Genomic DNA, 16,585 nt, shown 5'->3' with positions numbered 1-16,585 from the left:
AAAATCCACGCATCGTGTTGCTATGCTTACATACAGCTCCGGCTGCTCTTAACTATGGTTGATCCGTTGAACTCCCACCCTCTTTCACTGCCTGTTCCAGCAGCTTGTTCTGCTGCGGATGGTCCAACGTAAACGAGTCCTCTGACTCCCCGGCAGGGCTTGAACCGTCCGTCTGGAACGAGCTTGGCGTGCTGGAAGAAGATCCTGAGGGCTGACCATACCCTGAAGAGTATTCTGACGCCGAAAATGAGCCGTTCCCTGGAGATTGTGCATCCGCGCGGGCAAGGTCGCTCTCCAGCGCTGTGCGCACGGCCTCAGCCAGCGTCTGCTCCGCTTTGTTTACGATGTTAGGGTCGCTTGCAATCAGTTTCATCACGGCTTTATTTACCGGATAGGTCGGGACCGCCCTGCTCTGCATTTCCGGTTCAACGTAAGTGAGCGCATATAATGCGGCATCATGCAAATAGGCATCTACCATGGCGCTCGACAAAGACAAGATCTCCTGCTCGTTCATCTTGATCCACATCGTTGGCGAAGCAAGCTTATCTATCTTCTTCTTGGACAACACGATGTAGTCCTGACCGGAAGGAAACTGGATCCGTACGTCGACGGAATCCCCTTGCCTCAGGTTGGAGGGCAGTGAGACCGCCTTCATCTCCCGGTTTCTTAAATCCGGTGCGGTCGGCTGGCCTTCATACAGCATCGCTTCGGTTAGCGGCGTACCTTTGCCCAGCTCGATCTTGGCAGTCCTTCCCGCAGCTCCGTCCTTGTCCGTGATCAGGTTGCCAGGGGCAGCCTCGAGCGGAAGCTTGATCTGAATCAGATCGCCCTGCTTGATCGTCTCTCCGGGAGCAACATCGCGGGAGATGGTCCACCCGGATGCCATTGACTTCTGCGACTGGAGCTGAGCCTGCTCCAAATCGGCGATTTGCCGCTGGTAGTGGCGCTCTATCACTCCTTCCCGTTTGTTGTGCTCCATCGTGTTCCAAACCGCATAGCCTGCAAACAGCAGCCCCATCGCCGAAGCGCCTGCCAGGCCTGCATAAATCAAGTGTTTCGTTCGCTGCCTTAACTTTGACATACTTCCCGATTACTCCCTCCTTCATAGTCGCATCTCAGCTTAAGCCAAACCTGAACTTTCGTCTGCGCTCCGCGACCGGCAGCAGCCCTTGGAATATCCGGACAAATGCCCGGTCCATCTCATCGCATTGGTCAAAAGGATCCACCTGTAGCGGGATGGAAAATACCCGGGATGTGCCCAGCGTACGCCGCAGCCTGTGCACAGCGTCCTGCGGTGCGAGCGGAAGAAAGTACATCCACTTATGCTGCGGATGACTGGACAATTGCTGGACCAGCCCGACCAAATCCTGGTGCTTCCACTCCGCTCCCGATCCGACAATAATGGGAATATCCGCACGCAGAAATTCCTCCAGCCGGTCATTACCGAAATAAGCTCCCAGATCCATCACCACAAAGCTGTAGCTTCCACCAAGAAGGGAGATCACGTCTGCCCTCCCGGTTTGCCTCCAGTAATCCACGCCCTGCACCTCAAACTTGCGCTCACCCGTTTGCACGTTATCTGTCCTGCCGGCCGCGATTCTCTGAATCCGGCCGAACGCCGGCGAATGCAGGTTCATCTCGACAAGGGCTACTTTGCCGTAGCTTCGGGCTAAATAATGCGCGACGGCAATCGCCGTATGGGTTGTCCCCGTGCCGCTGCCGGCCCCCATGACCGCGATCGTCAGCGTTCCCGGAAATCCCGGCTTCCTCCCCGCTTTCAGTCCCACCGGTCCTGTACCCAGCATCCCGATGGAATCCAGGACCGAGCGTACCTCCTTGGCCGATTGGTACCTGTCTTCGGGTTCAATGCTCAGCAAGCGGCGGATAATAGGGATCATGCCTTTCGGAATATCGGGGCGGATCAGTTCCTGTACCCCTTCCTTCCATTCGCTGCATTTGCCGCCGGTGGACAAATACAGCATCAAGGCGCCCAAGCCGTACAAGTCCGACCTTGCGTCGCTTTGCCCCAATCCATACTGCTCCGGGGCCGCAAATCCGACCGTACCAAGCTTAACGGTGTCCTGATATTGATCCTGCTTGTAATTTCTGGCGATCCCAAAATCGATCAATCGGACTTCCAGCTGGCGGGCAAGCATGATGTTGGATGGCTTCAAGTCGCGAAAAATGACCGCGGGTTTATGCTCATGCAGATACTCCAGCACTTCCAGCAGCTGATTCGCGATCTGCAGAATCGTTCCAGCCGGGAGCCTGTATTGGTTCTCCTTAAAATACTTCTCGAGCGTGACACCCTGAATGAAGTCCATGACCAAATAAGCGAACCCTTCTTCATCCGATGTGAAAAAATCGACGATTCGCGGGAGACGGGGATGGTTCAATGAGATGAGAAGCTCAGCCTCATCCTGCAAGCCCTGAAGCAGCTCAGGCCTCGACGGTGTCTCCTTGACGGCCCACTGCTTGCCTGGAAGCTTCAGGTCCGCTGCCAGGTATACCCGGCTCATGCCCCCTTCACCAATGCTGGCGATTACTTCATACCTCCCTCCAATCCTTTGTCCGGGACGCAGCCTGGAAGGATGACTCATCGTATACACAACCTTTCTGAACGACAAAAAAAGGAAAGCACCCTCTGGATGACGACGTGGCCTGGGCCACAATCGTACTCCGGGATGCTTTCCCTATATTATCGTTTGGTTAATTTTGGTACTAGTATAAAATAAATTGTCGGATCTCGCAAGAAATATTTTCCAAACCCATTCGCTTCGTCAATTCAGCAAATGAGCACATAGTTTTAATGGTCTTAATATTTAATCATATAAAGTGTGATCTCGTCCCGATTGTGAAACAGCTGCTTGGCTCTCTGAACCTGCATCTCAGCCTGCTCAAACGACGAAATGACATCATCAATTAATGCCATCGGTTTCTTATGCATCAGCTTCACCGTTACAACCGCCGTTCCTCCCGCAGCCAGGCTTGGCAGCAGCTCCTTCACCAGCTTCACCATCTGTTTCGGACTCCAGCTCATATCGCAGACAAGAAGATCAAATTCCTCATCCTTGAATTGTACCTCTGAGGCATTTTTCCGGAGGATCCGCAGCGCGGGATACCCCTGCAGCGACTCATGGATGACAGCAGGGTCCACGGCTGTAACCTGTAAACCACGCTCCAGCAAAAAGGACGTCCAGCCTCCAGGCGCCGCTCCGATATCAAGCGCCTTGTGAAAAGCGGTGAAATCGATGCCAAAGCTCTGCTCGGCTTCGAGCAGCTTGAATTTGGCTCTGGAGATCTGTCCTTCCTCACGCTGAAAGCGGATTGCTCCGCCGCTCCAGTCCGACAAGTTGTCGGATGGCCGTGAAACCCCGGCGTACAACATGCTTCCGGCGGCAAAAATAGAAATGATCCACTCCGGATCCTGCACGACGAAATCCGCCCCAAGGTCGCTCAGCATCTCGGCCAGCGTTTCGCGCAGTTTGCCCGCACTGTCCTGCCACAGGCTGTCGTCGGCTTTCCGAACCTGAAGCGACACAGCTGCGCCATGAAGCTCCCTTCGGTTCCGCAGGAAGGCGCTGACCTCACGGACCGCCTGATCCATGTCTTCTGCATTTTGCTCCAGCTGCACAGGCTGGATGTGACGCAGAAAGATCGGCGGGCTGCTGATAATCATGTCTACGGCCCGGCCGGCTTCTTCATTTAGCGTTAACAGGAACACTTCTCCCGACACGAGCACTCGGCTTTTCAGGCTCCCGAATTTGCGGCGCAGCTCTTCCTGGGCATAAGGAGCGAAGCCATGGTTTGCCGTGCATATAAATCTTGAGATGGAATCTGCCGATTCCTTGCTGTTTTCATTATTCGATAAGTTATGATCAGTCAAAATGGGTTTACCCTCCAGAAATCACTTTAATCCATGGACGTCCTTCATCCCATTCCAGTTTGGCAGGAATGTCGTAAGTCCGCTTGATCAATTCGTTAGTCAGCACCTCTTGCTTTGGACCGGAACCAGCGATTTTGCCATCACGGATCAGCGCCGCATGGGTGAACAGAGGCACGATCTCTTCCACATGGTGAGTCACATACACCACGGTCATATTCCGCTGGCGAAGCCTGTCGACTTCGGCCAGCATCTTTTCCCGCTCATATAAGTCCAGGCCAGCACATGGCTCGTCCATGATCAGCAGCTTGGGGTCTGCCATCAAGCAGCGTGCCAGCAGTACCTTTTTCCGTTCGCCCTGAGAGAGCGTGCCGAAGGGATGCTCCGCATGTCCTCCCAAGTGCATATCCTTCAGCAGACTATAAGCCTTCTCTTTTACGTCCGCCGGAATCTCCTGATAAAACCGCAAAAAAGCGTACGCTCCGGTCGCCACTACTTCCCAAACCGGGTCGCTGAGCGACAGCCTTTCGATCAGCGATGGGCTGATATAGCCGATTTCTTTGCGCACTTCCCGGACATCGCACTCGCCATATACGTTACCCAGTACTTCAATTGTACCCGAGCTGGGAAAAAGATAACCCGTCATCATTTCCAGCATCGTCGTTTTACCCGAGCCGTTTCTCCCGAGAATCGCCCAATGCTCCCCGGGTTTTATTTCGAGAGACACATGATCAAGAATGAGGTTGTCCTCTCTTCTCAGCGTCACGTCCTTCATCGAAATCATGAAATCACTCCCCTAATTTCCTGCAGCAGGTCCTCCACGGAGCCCATGCTGTACCGGATGGACGGCTTGGCACTGCGGTTCGCGTCAGTGACGAGGAGCGCAGGCACGCTGCGGATTTGATACTGCTGAACGACCTGCGGCAGCATGTTCACGTCCGCATCCGCCACGATGCCCTCCGGCAGCAGGTGCTCCGCCACTTCAAGCATTCGTCTGGCCGCTTTACACGTGCCGCAGAAAGGAGTATACAAAAAGACGGCCAGCGGCTGCCCCTTGGTCCAAAGCTCCTTCAGCAGCTCCTGCTCGCTTAGATGCCTCATTGCGTTTCCCCTCCCGCAACCCGCTCAAGCACATCCGAAGGCATTGGGCCATTATGAAGCACGACATGCTCCGGCTTATGATGATAGAGCAGCTCATACATTTCCTTTTTCCCCCACATACTCGACGTATGCAAATAAATCTCCTGCGGGAATAAGGCGTCCGTAATCATATGCTTGACCACGTCCTTGCCGGTCATTTCACCGGGTCCCAGGTCAAAATCAAGCGATAATATGCCAACCTCGCACTCCTTAAGCATCAGAAGGCATTCCTCCGCATTGCGAGCGAGGGTAAAGCCTTGCGGACAACGGCGATAGTCATCCAAAAACAGATGGATCACGCTCGGGTCCCTCCTTCCCTAAAAAAACAAAACGAAACGGCTAATCGATCGGCCAGCTTTTCACCTTGGCGATATCGCCGCGGTGCGTACCGTCTTCGCCTGCGTCCGTCTCCAGTACGAGCGCCTTGCCATGGAATTCCGGATATGACAGCAGCGCCTGAAAGGCTTCTTCGCCAATATACCCCTGACCAATCCGCTCATGGCGGTCTTTTCCCGACCCGAGCGGGTATTTGGAATCGTTCAGGTGGACTGCGGCCAGATCGCTCCAGTATCCAAGCTCTCGGCCCCGCTCAACGAGGGCATCCGTCGTCCGCGGATCCCACACGCCTGATGCGTATGCATGGCAAGTATCCAGGCAAAAGCCGATTTTCTCCGGGTAATCGCTCAGCCGCCTGATGTTTACCAGCTCATCAAGCGTAATGCCCATTGAGCCCGGGGTGCCGGCCTGGTTTTCCAGCAAAATCTTCGCGCTGCCCTGCCAGCCTGACAGCGTCTCGTTTAAACATTGTATTATATTTTTGTAGCCTTGTAATGCATCGCGTCCTTTGAAGTGTCCGAAATGGACCACGATGCCGACCGTACCGCAAGCCTCGGCGATGATCAGATCGTTCTGCAACGACTTGACGGTCAGCTCGTACAGCTCGCGGCCCCGGCTGTCGCCGATTGCGATATTGATCGGATACGGGGTGTGGGCGATGCTTGGCATGCCGTGCTCCCGGCAAAAGGTAAGGCAGTCCGCAGCAGCAGATGCATCCAGCGTTTTGATCGACATGCTGCGGGGATTTTTCGGAAAATATTGAAACGATCTCGCTCCGATCTCCCATGCCCTCCGGGCAGCTCTCCCATAACCGCCGCGCGTGCTGACATGGCAGCCGATGAGCAGCTGGTTACTGCTCATGCTGGCAGGACGGACAATAAAAGACCTTCCGCCCGTTTAATTCGGATTTGTTGATCGTACCGCCGCAGCGGTAGCATGCTTCCCCTTCACGGTCATACACTTTGCACTGATCGTCATAGCCGCCGGTTAACTGGTCCCCCACCATAAACGGAGTATCCATATAGCCCCCGCCTTCAAGGGCTTCCCGCAGCACTTTCTGCATGGCAGCATACAGCCTCGCAACCGATGTTTCCGCCAAGTCCTGAACCTTCACCGAAGGCAGAAGACCGGCTTCATACGCGATTTCATCCGCATAGCAGTTCCCGATGCCGGCAATGACATGCTGGTTGACCAGCAGCGATTTTAAAGATCCGCGCCGCCCCTGCAATATTCCTGCAAACTTTTCCGGGGTCATCCGGCGGTCCAGCGGTTCCGGTCCAAGGGGAGCGAACAGCTCATCGACTTCTTTTGCCGAATGCAGATGAAGATGGCCCAACCGAAGGCCGATAAAATACAGCGTCCGGTCCCCAAACGAAATTTCAATCTGGGTAGAACGTTTCGGGCGATCCTCTTCGGTTCCGTAATACATCAAGCCGCCCAGCATCAGATGCAGGAGCAGCCTGCGGCCGTTGTTCAGGTGGAAAATGAGATGCTTTCCGCGCCGCTCCACAAAAATCGTTCTCTTGCCAAGCAGCTCCTCCTTGAAGCTTTCAACGGGTACATTAATGGATTTCTCCCGGTTGACGACCACGTTCGTAATCGGAGCATTGATAATCAGTTCTGACAGCAATCTTCGGTAATTTTCCATTTCCGGCAGTTCCGGCATCTTGTTCATCTATCCTTTCAAAATCCATCACGGATGTTCATGTAAATGTATATAAAACGGCCCCTGAAAGGTGTCAAGGACACAACAGCTGAGTCAGCTCGGTCAGATCACGGCAAATGATGTCCGGAGAGATGCCGGCTGCATCGACGTGCATCTGCAAGTTGCTCTCCGTCGTCAGCCCCGTCAGGACCAAAATCGTCTGACATCCCGCGGCAGCCCCTGCCGCAATGTCCGTACGCATATTATCACCGATCACAGTGGCTTCGGTCGGGGACAGCTGCAGCCGATCCGTAGCATATTTCATCAAGTGGCTCGAAGGCTTCCCGATAATCACCGGTTTGACACCGGAAGCCGCTTCAATTGCTGCTCCAAGCGATCCGGCCCCCGGGACGAGCCCGTGATCGGAAGGAAGCAGAAGGTCGGGATTGGTCAGCACAGAGCGGGCGCCTTCACGGATCCAGCGAACGGCCTGGGCGAGCGTATCGTAAGTAAAAGAGCGGTCGATGCCTTGCACGACAAATTCAGGCACATCGTCGACGAGCTTGAGCCCTTCTTCAATCAAAGCCTGCCGAAGCCCATCTTCCCCTAGCATAGCCACTCTGGCCCCAGGAGATTCTTCAGCGATATACCGCGCGGCGGCCAGTGACGAGGTGCAAACCTTCTCTTTGTCGGCGGGAACACCCATCTCGTTCAAATGAGCAGCCACCATTTCCGGCGTTTTCGAAGAATTGTTTGTCACGAATAAATAAGGGATTTCCCGCGATTGCAGCGTTCGAATCAGAATGTCCGCTCCGGGTATCATATGTTTCCCATGATATAACGTTCCGTCCAGGTCAATCAGCAGACCGCGGGTAGTTCTCAGCGTGTTCAATGGACATACCTCGTTTCATCTAGTAAAACTTATGGCTGCGAAAAGCCTGGCTCCCGCTGCAACGGTCGATTTCCAGGCTTCCTGTAACCCACCTTGTTCCATTGTAAAAGAAAACGGAGGAATGTGGCAACCGAAAGCACGACGGCAGGGACGTTTATCTCCATTATTTCGTCAAGCGTTTCCTCTGAAACCTATCAGGGGAAGTCCAATTGTGCAAAGTTGTGTCATTTCCTGCGCTTTCCCGGAAAATAATGATTATCCGGGCAATAAACCGCTGCAGTAAGAAAAACGTCTATCGAAGTACTTTCAAAGAAGACAGACCGCGTTTAGCTGAAGTTTTTCTTGCGATTATAGAATGATTCAGCTTCGCTGAAATTTATAAATTCTATAATCTTAAAGAAAAAAGGCTCGCCCGGAGCCTTCATTCCATTATCGCCTGCCCTATGTCTTCCCTATTCTTCGTGGCGGGTCACCGGAAACAGCACCAATTCTTCGGCCAGCAGCGTTTTTGGAAAGAGTGACCTGGCTTCTGCCAATAGAGGCTGCAGGTGCTCCATATCCTTGTAACGTGAGCTGAAGTGCGTAATAATAAGCTCCTTGGCCCCCGCGTCGCGGGCAGCTTCTGCGGCTTGAAGCGCCGTGCTGTGATGATAGTTGTGTGCGGTCTCATGAAGCTCATGCAGAAACGTGGCCTCATGAACGAGCAGATCCGCCTGTTCGGCCAGCGGCAGAACGTTGGCACAAGGGCGGGTATCGCCCAAGATCGTAACGACGCGCCCCTTCTTCGGCGCACCAAGCACGTCTGCCGGTGTCAGTACCCGGCCGTCTTCCAGGTCGATGCTCTCCCCGCGCTTCAAACGGCCGTAAATCGGCCCCGGCTTTAACCCGTACTCGGCCATCCGCTTCAAGTCCAAGCTGCCTGGCTTGTCTTTTTCCATGATCCGGTATCCATAGCTGTCAATGCGGTGCTCCAGCAGACGGGATTCAACCCGGACCTCCCCGTCTTCAAAAATGACTCCCCCCGTGTGCTCATTCACCTCAAGTTCAAACTCGATTCGCGACTGGCTGAGGGTAAGCGACGTGTCTATGTATTTTTTGATCCCCGGCGGTCCGTACAGCTGCAAGGGCGTGGTGCCGCCCTGGTTGGACCTGCTGGAGAGCAGCCCGGGAAGACCGAATATATGATCACCGTGCAGGTGGGTAATGAAAATTTTCTCCAGCTTGCTCAGCTTTAATGAAGACCGCAGAATTTGATGCTGCGTGCCTTCGCCGCAATCGAACATCCAGAAGCTTCGCCGCTCCTCGTACATCCGAAGCGCCATCGATGTCACGTTCCGCTGCAGGGAAGGAACCCCCGCATTGGTACCCAAAAACTCCAGTTCCATAACGCTATACCTTCTTTCCAAGAATGCGCCAGCAAAAAACCCCCGAACAATCGGAGGGTTTTGCTGACATTTGCTTCGGTTCGGCTATGAACCGAATATATATTATTTTACCTTGTCGACATTAAAATACCGTGCTTCCGGATGGGCAAACACCATCGCCGACACCGAAGCTTCAGGCTCCATCATAAAGCCTTCGGTCAGATGTACGCCGATATCCTCCGGCTGCATCAGCTTGAAGAGCGGCTCCTGATCCTCCAGATCCGGACATGCCGGATATCCGAAGGAGACGCGGATGCCTTGATACCTTGCCCCGTGACGCTGCTTCATCGTCATATCGGCCGGGTCAGGGAAGCCCCACGTATCGCGCATCATATGGTGAACGCGCTCGGCCAGCGCTTCGGCGGTCTCAAGCGCTACCGATTGCAGGACATGGGACTTCAGATAGTCCCCTTTATCCTTCCACTCCGAAGACAGCTTCGAAATGCCTTGTCCCGCGGTGACGACCAGGAAGCCGACATAATCCATCTTGCCGCTGTCGACCGATTTCAGGAAATCGGCGAGGCAGAGGAACGGTGCCACGTTCTGGCGCGGGAACGTAAACGTATGCAGCACCTTGGTGTGGTCCTCCGGATCGTAAATGACGATGTCGTTGCCCCTCGACTGCGCAGGGAAAAAGCGGTACATCGCATGCGCCTGGATAATCCCCTCGCGGGCGGCCTGATCCAGTACGTCATCGACAGTTGCTTTCAAATCCAGCGCTTTTTCGTCACCTTTCTCCAGCAGCTGCTCGACCTGACCGCGCAGCCCCAAATGATGGCCAAGCAGCATCTGCATGTTCATGTATGGGATGATGTGGCCGATCGGATAGTTGCGGATGATGTGCCGCTCCAAATCGGGCGGATTAAATACCGGGACATCCGTCGACACGTTGGACTTGGCCGCACGGGTCAGTTCCGGCAGCTCAACCGGCTTTTCAGCTTCCGCCAAAAGCGCTTCGAGCTCCGCGTCCATTTCAGCCTGCATCAGACTGCGCTGCTCGGGATCCATCAGCTTGTTTGCCAGGTCAAGCCCGTCCATGGCGTCCTTCGCATACACGACCATGCCTTCATACTCCGGCCGGATCCGCGTTTTGGTAAACCTGCGGGTTAATGCTGCTCCGCCAACCATAATCGGCACCTTCACGCCGGCATTTTTCAAATCCTGCGCGGTCACGACCATTTGCTGTGCGGACTTCACCAGCAGACCGGATAGTCCGATCAAATCGGCCTGCTCCTTCCGGTAAGCCTCGATGATCGTCTCCGGTGGTACTTTTATACCCAAATTGACGATTTGGTAACCATTATTCGAGAGGATAATCTCGACCAGGTTTTTACCGATGTCATGCACGTCGCCTTTAACGGTGGCCAGCAGCATCTTCCCTTTGACGGACGTTTCGTTCTTTTCCATAAAAGGCTCCAGATAGGACACGGACGCTTTCATCACTTCGGCGCTCTGCAGCACCTCCGCCACGATCAGCTCGTTGTTGTTGAACAGACGACCGACTTCGGACATGCCGTCCATGAGCGGCCCGTTGATGATCTCCAAGGCACCGTACTTCTGCAGCGCAGCATCCAGGTCGGGAATCAGCCCTTCCTTGGTGCCTTCTACAATATAGGTTGCCAGCCGTTCTTCCAGCGACAAGTTCGAAATTTTCTCTTTCTTCTCGACCTTTTTATTCCGGAACGCCGCCACAAACGCGGCCAGCGTCTCGTCGTTCGTATTGTAAATCAGCTCTTCGGCCAGCTTCCGATCCGCTTCGGGAATCGAGGCATAGCGCTCCAGCTTCTCGGTATTCACGATGGCATAGTCCAGGCCCGCTTTTGTACACTCGTACAGGAAGACGGAGTTCAATACTTCGCGGCCCGCTTCCGGCAAACCGAACGAGACGTTGCTGATGCCGAGGATCGTATGGCACTCCGGCATCGCTTCCTTGATCAAACGGATCCCTTCAATCGTTTCCTTGGCAGAACCGATGTACTGCTCATCACCGGTACCGACCGGGAACACGAGCGTGTCGAAAATGAGGTCCTCAGCGGGAATGCCGTATTTATGAACGAGCAGATCGTAGGATCGCTTGGCCACATTCAGCTTGTCGTATCGGTCAATGGCCTGTCCGCTCTCATCGATGGTCCCCACCACGACGGCAGCCCCGTATTTGTGGATGAGCGGAGCCACATGTTCGAACTTTTCTTCACCGTCTTCAAGGTTAATGGAGTTAATAATCGCTTTGCCCTGGGAATACTTGAGCGCAAGGTCGATGACCTTCGGATCGGTCGTGTCGATCATGAGCGGCACTTTGACCTTTTTCACCACCAGCTCCAGGAACTGTTTGATATCCTCCGCTTCATCCCGGTCCGGATCCTGCACGCACACGTCGATGACATGCGCTCCGTTTTTGACCTGGGCCCGGGCGATCTCCGAAGCTTCTTCGTACTTCCCTTCCACGATCAGGCGCTTGAATTTGCGGGAGCCGAGCACGTTGGTCCGCTCTCCCACCATATATGGCCGGTTGTCCGACTCAATGTACACGGGCTCAATCCCGGACAGCGCCGGCGGATGGCTCCCTTCCATTTGACGGGGCTGGTAACCCTTCATGACCTCGTTCAGCGCCCGGATATGATCCGGGGTCGTTCCGCAGCAGCCGCCGGCAATATTGAGCCAGCCCTGCTCCGCAAAGTCTTCCATCTTCCGGGCCAGAGACTCCGGAGATTCATGGTAATGCCCGTTCTCATCCGGAAGGCCGGCATTCGGATAGCAGCTGACCGCCGTTTTGGCCATGGAGGCGAGCGAACGGATGTGATCGCGCATGAATTCCGGACCTGTCGCACAGTTAAGGCCGACCGAAATCGGATTCAGGTGCTCCAGCGAAATGTAGAACGCTTCAATGTTCTGCCCGGCCAAGGTCGTCCCCATCGGTTCGATCGTACCGGAAATCATGATCGGCAGCGTGATCCCAGTGCTTGCAAAAGCATTCCGGATTCCGATGCTGCCAGCCTTAACATTCAGTGTATCCTGGCTCGTTTCAAGTAAGAGGGCGTCGACCTTGCCCTCGATCAGGGCAACCGCCTGCTCCTCATAGCTGCTCACGAGCTCTTCAAAAGTTACGCCCCCGGTCACCGACAGCGTCTTCGTCGTCGGGCCAATCGCGCCGATTACGTACCTAGGCTTGTCCGGCGTGCTGAATTTATCCGCCGCTCTGCGGGCAATTTCCGCAGCAAGCAGATTAATCTCCCGCGCCTTCTCGGGAATGTCGTATTCAGACAATACGACCGAGGTAGCGCCGAACGTATTCGTCTCTATGAGATCCGCCCCGGCTTCCAGATACTTCTCGTGGATCTGTTCGATCACATCGGGACGGGTAATGACCAGCATTTCATTACAGCCTTCCAGCTCTTCTCCACCAAAATCCTGAGGGCCAAGGTCGACCTGCTGGATCATGGTACCCATGGCACCGTCCAATATCAATATTCGTTCTTTCATTAATTCCTTCAAGTCAGGTCTGTTCACTGTATGTCCCCCCTGCCAAACGTTAAATCTTAGTTTATCAGAATAGCCCTTATTAGAAAAGTGCAAGAAATGCCTTAAGAGAGGGTTTTGCACCTGATTTTCGTGTAATATATAATCGACAACAAAAGTATGGTTCGCTATAATATGAATTAATCCAAGTGGAAAAGAGGGTTTAGAGATGGCTGAAATCGTGATTCGCAATACGAACGAACGGATTACCGGCGACGATAATGTTCGTGAGTTCCTCAACAATCAAAACGTTCTTTATGAAAAATGGGATGCTTCCAAGCTGCCTCTGGAGCTTCAAACCAATTTTCAACTGAACGACGAGCAGAAAAAGCAAATTCTGGACACCTACGATGAGGAGATCCGTGATCTGGCGGCCCGCCGCGGCTACAAGATCTGGGACGTCATCACGCTGTCCGACGCTACGCCGAACCTTGAAGACCTGCTGAATAAATTCGAAGAGGTTCATACCCACACCGAAGACGAAATCCGGGCAATCGTGGGCGGCAAAGGAATTTTCGTAATCAAGGGAGCAGGCGACATCGGCTACTTCAATGTAGAGCTCGAAGCCGGTGATGTCATCTCCGTTCCGGAAAATACAAACCACTTCTTTACGCTGATGGACAATCGTAAAATTATCGCCGTCCGCCTCTTTATCGAAGAAAACGGCTGGGTCGCCCATCCGGTTCAGGACCCAAGCTTTCAGTCCTAATCCATAAATATAGCGATATACGCAGCAACCCCCGCCTTCGACCAGGAAGGACGGGGGTTGCTTGTCGTTATCAAACGAATCATGATGCTGATTATTCCGTCACGTTCAGCTTTTTCGTCGGCATCGTATGCTGTGGTCCTACCGTAACATGTGACGTGATGCTGTAGGTGCCCGCCTGATCGAAGGTTTTATCGAGCGTATACTTCCCTCCGCCGGCGTTCTGAGCGGCCACCTTTTCATGGCTGCTGCTGTCGACTTCCTTCGAGATTTCAATCATAACCTCATCGGCCTTATCGACTGGTTTATCCTTTTGCGTTACGTTCACTTCAATGGTAACTTGGTTACCTACCTTGGCCTGCTCCGGCGTCCAGCTTAGATCCACTTGCACCGGATCCATCATGCTCTCGCTCATGTCCATGCCCGCATGACCACCGCCGCCGCTGCCGCAGCCTGCTATGCTCCATACCGCCAGCAGCAGCAGAGCAACAAAACCGTACTTTCTCAAGCGAAGTCACTCCCTATACGTCTATCTATGTATGCTGTTTGTCCATATTCTTCATCATTATACATAATTATCGCCTCACCCAAACAATCCAACTGTTAACAAAATGGAACAAATTGACCGGAGAGCGGTCGAGGCTGCTCAGCAAACGGGGCATTCATATGCACAAGGTATAATAAAAGCCTGCCGGACGAAGGGATTCCCCTCTGGGCAGGCTAACGTATAAAACCAACTTAAGACCGTTCGGCAATGATGCGATGCAGCTCGGACAGATGCTTAATTTCGTAATCAGGCTCAATGGACGGATCTTTCACTTTTCCGGTGCGGTTGATCCATACCGTGGTCAGTCCGGCGCTGTTTCCGCCTTTGATGTCGGTTGTCTGCTTGTCGCCGACCATGAGCGTCTGTTCCGGTGTTAATCCAAGTAAAGAAAGCGCATGTTCGAAGATGGTCGGATCCGGTTTGCCTTTGCCGTATGTGCCGGAAATGACGATCTCGTCAAAATATGGGGCAAGTTCGGGAACGCCGGCGATCTTCTCCTGCTGGAGTGCAGGACAGCCGTTCGTCAGAAGAAGCAGCTTCTTGTTTCCTTTCAATTCGTCCAGCACCTGGAAGGTCTCTTCATATACATGGGGGCGGGAACGACGCTCGGCGGCAAATTGCTCGGCCAATTCTCCGGCCAGCTGTTCATCGTCAACCCGAAGCTTCAGCAGTCCGCGCCGCCATGATTCCTTGCGGTAGCCTGGAGCGAGCTCCTCAAGTCTGCGAAATTCAGGTTGTTCGCCTGCGCTGAAGTTGGCCCAGAGCCCTTCAAATGGGTTAATTCCAATCATTTGGGTAAAGGCAAACGTGTCATAGGATTGATATAACGCCCTTGCCTCATTGCGGACCGCTTCCTCCAGCTCTTTGGCATCAATGCCCTTCGCCTTGGCGGCCGTCTCGCATACCGCTTCAAAGGATTCCTTCACGCTGCGCTCATCCCACAACAGCGTATCGTCCAAATCGAAAAAAACAGCTTGTACCGGCATCCTCTTCCATCCTCTCCATCAGCTATCTCTTATAATTGTTTATTTTTCCAAAGGGATATTGTGGGTCTGCGCAAAACGCTCCAGACGTTCCCCTATGGCATCGGTATCGTAGCGGTTGATCAGGCGCGTGAACACCCAATTGCCGCCTTTACCCTTCGGCTCAATCACGACAGAGCCTTTGGCCAGCTTGATCTTGGCGATATTGTCTGCGGTCAGGCGCCGATCCCGGTTGAACTTGATCGTCGATACGGCGTTTTTCTCCACACGCAGGAAAGGCCTGCGCAAAAAGATCATCAAGCCCAGGAACACGTACATGGCCATAATGATCCAGGTCATGCTGCTGTTTCCCGCCGTACCCTCCTGTCCGATCATCCCGAGCAGAAAGTAGACCGCAGCCAGAGCGACCATCGTAATCGGAAGCACATAGTTTCTTCCTTTATAAATGTCAGCTGATGGCCCCCCCGCGCTGTATATGGAAGGCTTCCCTTGCTTCTTTCTCTGCTTATCCAGCTGCGCTGTATTTTTTCTTACCTGTCTTTCCCATGAACGGGCCATTCACGAACCTCCTAAAAAAGTTTTCGGCTATATAGTTTTAACGAAAGTTTTGCTATTTACTTCGTAATATATAACGGCCCCATACTGCTTACAGCATTTATTCCTGTAGTTTCATATTCTATATAATAGAACAAATGAAGGAAACCTGGTGCGCTTACTATAGAAGCATTCTGTTATCGGTAATGAGCCGTACAAAACCTTGAACCATTCTATACCATGATCAAATGTATGAGTCTAATCCAGCCGCTGGTGTTATTTCTTCTCTTCATCCACCCATTCAATCGAGTCCAGCTGCTGTCTGAAATTTCTGCGGACATTCTGAAGGTATCTCTCACGAAGCTTGGCCCGTTCTTCGATCTCCTCTTCGGTTAAACCGGATTCCTTTTGCTTGCGTGCAAGCTCATTAATTCTCTCTACAACGCTGTCGATATCCATACAATTACTCCTCCAATATTCAAGTCATACCTAACTTTGCCATGATAAAAAGAGCTTGTCAAGGTTCACACCTTTCCAAGCTCTTGATCATTTATCTTCTATTAATATTGTGGGAGTGCCAATACTTCTCCGGCTTGAATTTCGCTGCTGGTTAAATCGTTATACTTCTTCACCGCCATAATGTATGCGCGGATATCCATGTCTTCCGGCTTATGGGCAGAAGCGATTCCCCACAACGTATCGCCTTGCTGAACGATGACATTTTTCTCTAACCGAACATCATCCGAGGTTCCCGCGAATACGCGAACGACACCTGTGCATCCGACCAAAATAATCAGGGCCGCCAGGATCAGTTTGATCAAGGCAGGGCCTGGCACGAAGGACTGGACTTTCTTCAACCAAGGAGTTGCTATAGCTTCATTGATGGATGGGTTAACGGATGGGTTATTATAAATACTTTGGTATGTAGTGTGTTTCAGCATAAATATTACGCCTCCAAACGTTTGTTCTTGTTTTATGA

At 53.1% G+C, this 16,585-nt stretch carries 17 protein-coding genes; 1 reads left to right on the top strand and 16 read right to left on the bottom strand.

The genetic code is table 11. From position 1 onward, the window contains the following. Positions 1 to 52: 52 nt before the first annotated feature. From C7820_RS04200 to metH, 11 genes are all read right to left on the bottom strand, one after another. Positions 53 to 1,081: an SAF domain-containing protein gene (locus C7820_RS04200; RefSeq protein ID WP_116229871.1), complete on the bottom strand. Its 1,029-nt coding sequence runs from the start codon at positions 1,079 to 1,081 to the stop codon at positions 53 to 55. 34 nt (positions 1,082 to 1,115) lie between these two features. Beyond that, positions 1,116 to 2,600, bottom strand: a complete 1,485-nt coding sequence (locus tag C7820_RS04195) for a serine/threonine-protein kinase (protein WP_116229870.1) — start codon at positions 2,598 to 2,600, stop codon at positions 1,116 to 1,118. A gap of 215 nt (positions 2,601 to 2,815) precedes the next feature. Then, on the bottom strand, positions 2,816 to 3,886 hold the full coding sequence (locus tag C7820_RS04190; protein ID WP_116229869.1) for an SAM-dependent methyltransferase: 1,071 nt from the start codon (positions 3,884 to 3,886) through the stop codon (positions 2,816 to 2,818). Between the two features lie 7 nt (positions 3,887 to 3,893). Then, complete coding sequence (locus C7820_RS04185) at positions 3,894 to 4,667, bottom strand: ABC transporter ATP-binding protein (protein ID WP_116229868.1); 774 nt, start codon at positions 4,665 to 4,667, stop codon at positions 3,894 to 3,896. After that, positions 4,664 to 4,984, bottom strand: coding sequence for a thioredoxin family protein (locus C7820_RS04180; protein ID WP_105442235.1), 321 nt, complete (start codon positions 4,982 to 4,984; stop codon positions 4,664 to 4,666). The genes C7820_RS04185 and C7820_RS04180 overlap by 4 nt, the downstream gene beginning before the upstream one ends. Continuing rightward, positions 4,981 to 5,322: a cyclic-phosphate processing receiver domain-containing protein gene (locus C7820_RS04175; protein WP_116229867.1), complete on the bottom strand. Its 342-nt coding sequence runs from the start codon at positions 5,320 to 5,322 to the stop codon at positions 4,981 to 4,983. Before C7820_RS04175 ends, C7820_RS04180 begins: the two co-directional genes overlap by 4 nt. A gap of 40 nt (positions 5,323 to 5,362) precedes the next feature. Beyond that, a complete protein-coding gene (locus C7820_RS04170) occupies positions 5,363 to 6,220 on the bottom strand; it encodes a deoxyribonuclease IV (protein ID WP_116229866.1) in 858 nt (285 codons plus the stop codon). Next, positions 6,210 to 7,025, bottom strand: a complete 816-nt coding sequence (locus C7820_RS04165) for an Fpg/Nei family DNA glycosylase (protein WP_116229865.1) — start codon at positions 7,023 to 7,025, stop codon at positions 6,210 to 6,212. Before C7820_RS04165 ends, C7820_RS04170 begins: the two co-directional genes overlap by 11 nt. Before the next feature lie 73 nt (positions 7,026 to 7,098). After that, positions 7,099 to 7,896: a TIGR01457 family HAD-type hydrolase gene (locus C7820_RS04160; protein ID WP_397334091.1), complete on the bottom strand. Its 798-nt coding sequence runs from the start codon at positions 7,894 to 7,896 to the stop codon at positions 7,099 to 7,101. Positions 7,897 to 8,348: 452 nt separating this feature from the next. After that, positions 8,349 to 9,281, bottom strand: a complete 933-nt coding sequence (gene rnz / locus C7820_RS04155; RefSeq protein ID WP_116229864.1) for a ribonuclease Z — start codon at positions 9,279 to 9,281, stop codon at positions 8,349 to 8,351. Positions 9,282 to 9,383: 102 nt separating this feature from the next. Then, positions 9,384 to 12,800 (bottom strand): methionine synthase, encoded by a 3,417-nt coding sequence (metH, locus tag C7820_RS04150; RefSeq protein WP_397334150.1) that lies wholly within the window; start codon positions 12,798 to 12,800, stop codon positions 9,384 to 9,386. A gap of 205 nt (positions 12,801 to 13,005) precedes the next feature. Here metH and C7820_RS04145 point away from each other — a divergent pair, with 205 nt between their 5' ends. Next, positions 13,006 to 13,545 carry a 1,2-dihydroxy-3-keto-5-methylthiopentene dioxygenase gene (locus C7820_RS04145; RefSeq protein ID WP_076171258.1) on the top strand — a complete coding sequence of 180 codons (540 nt, stop codon included), beginning with the start codon at positions 13,006 to 13,008 and terminating at the stop codon, positions 13,543 to 13,545. 91 nt (positions 13,546 to 13,636) lie between these two features. Here the strand turns inward: C7820_RS04145 and C7820_RS04140 are convergent, their stop codons facing one another. The 5 genes from C7820_RS04140 to C7820_RS04120 all read right to left on the bottom strand — a co-directional run bounded on the left by C7820_RS04140 (position 13,637) and on the right by C7820_RS04120 (position 16,547). Then, positions 13,637 to 14,050 carry a FixH family protein gene (locus tag C7820_RS04140; RefSeq protein WP_116229862.1) on the bottom strand — a complete coding sequence of 138 codons (414 nt, stop codon included), beginning with the start codon at positions 14,048 to 14,050 and terminating at the stop codon, positions 13,637 to 13,639. Positions 14,051 to 14,280: 230 nt separating this feature from the next. Next, entirely contained in the window at positions 14,281 to 15,075 is a 795-nt protein-coding gene (locus tag C7820_RS04135) for an HAD family hydrolase (protein ID WP_116229861.1), read from the bottom strand. Positions 15,076 to 15,114: 39 nt separating this feature from the next. Beyond that, positions 15,115 to 15,630: a hypothetical protein gene (locus C7820_RS04130; protein WP_116229860.1), complete on the bottom strand. Its 516-nt coding sequence runs from the start codon at positions 15,628 to 15,630 to the stop codon at positions 15,115 to 15,117. A gap of 252 nt (positions 15,631 to 15,882) precedes the next feature. Then, on the bottom strand, positions 15,883 to 16,065 hold the full coding sequence (locus C7820_RS04125; RefSeq protein ID WP_076171246.1) for a DUF896 domain-containing protein: 183 nt from the start codon (positions 16,063 to 16,065) through the stop codon (positions 15,883 to 15,885). Positions 16,066 to 16,166: 101 nt separating this feature from the next. Beyond that, positions 16,167 to 16,547 (bottom strand): LysM peptidoglycan-binding domain-containing protein, encoded by a 381-nt coding sequence (locus tag C7820_RS04120; RefSeq protein WP_116229859.1) that lies wholly within the window; start codon positions 16,545 to 16,547, stop codon positions 16,167 to 16,169. Between the last annotated feature and the right edge of the window lie 38 nt (positions 16,548 to 16,585).

Source organism: Paenibacillus sp. VMFN-D1 (genome assembly GCF_003386155.1).
Classification (GTDB): Bacteria; Bacillota; Bacilli; order Paenibacillales; family Paenibacillaceae; genus Paenibacillus_AQ; species Paenibacillus_AQ favisporus.
This window is presented reverse-complemented; position numbering and strand designations above follow the sequence as displayed.

What these genes read in the sequence shown, in the direction of transcription:
- C7820_RS04170 (WP_116229866.1), bottom strand. Translation starts at nt 6,220, where the DNA reads ATGAGCAGTAACCAGCTGCTCATCGGCTGCCATGTCAGCACGCGCGGC.
- rnz (WP_116229864.1), bottom strand. Translation starts at nt 9,281, where the DNA reads ATGGAACTGGAGTTTTTGGGTACCAATGCGGGGGTTCCTTCCCTGCAG.
- metH (WP_397334150.1), bottom strand. Translation starts at nt 12,800, where the DNA reads ATGAAAGAACGAATATTGATATTGGACGGTGCCATGGGTACCATGATC.
- C7820_RS04125 (WP_076171246.1), bottom strand. Translation starts at nt 16,065, where the DNA reads ATGGATATCGACAGCGTTGTAGAGAGAATTAATGAGCTTGCACGCAAG.
- C7820_RS04165 (WP_116229865.1), bottom strand. Translation starts at nt 7,025, where the DNA reads ATGCCGGAACTGCCGGAAATGGAAAATTACCGAAGATTGCTGTCAGAA.
- C7820_RS04195 (WP_116229870.1), bottom strand. Translation starts at nt 2,600, where the DNA reads ATGAGTCATCCTTCCAGGCTGCGTCCCGGACAAAGGATTGGAGGGAGG.
- C7820_RS04180 (WP_105442235.1), bottom strand. Translation starts at nt 4,984, where the DNA reads ATGAGGCATCTAAGCGAGCAGGAGCTGCTGAAGGAGCTTTGGACCAAG.
- C7820_RS04120 (WP_116229859.1), bottom strand. Translation starts at nt 16,547, where the DNA reads ATGCTGAAACACACTACATACCAAAGTATTTATAATAACCCATCCGTT.
- C7820_RS04185 (WP_116229868.1), bottom strand. Translation starts at nt 4,667, where the DNA reads ATGATTTCGATGAAGGACGTGACGCTGAGAAGAGAGGACAACCTCATT.
- C7820_RS04135 (WP_116229861.1), bottom strand. Translation starts at nt 15,075, where the DNA reads ATGCCGGTACAAGCTGTTTTTTTCGATTTGGACGATACGCTGTTGTGG.
- C7820_RS04145 (WP_076171258.1), top strand. Translation starts at nt 13,006, where the DNA reads ATGGCTGAAATCGTGATTCGCAATACGAACGAACGGATTACCGGCGAC.
- C7820_RS04130 (WP_116229860.1), bottom strand. Translation starts at nt 15,630, where the DNA reads ATGGCCCGTTCATGGGAAAGACAGGTAAGAAAAAATACAGCGCAGCTG.
- C7820_RS04200 (WP_116229871.1), bottom strand. Translation starts at nt 1,081, where the DNA reads ATGTCAAAGTTAAGGCAGCGAACGAAACACTTGATTTATGCAGGCCTG.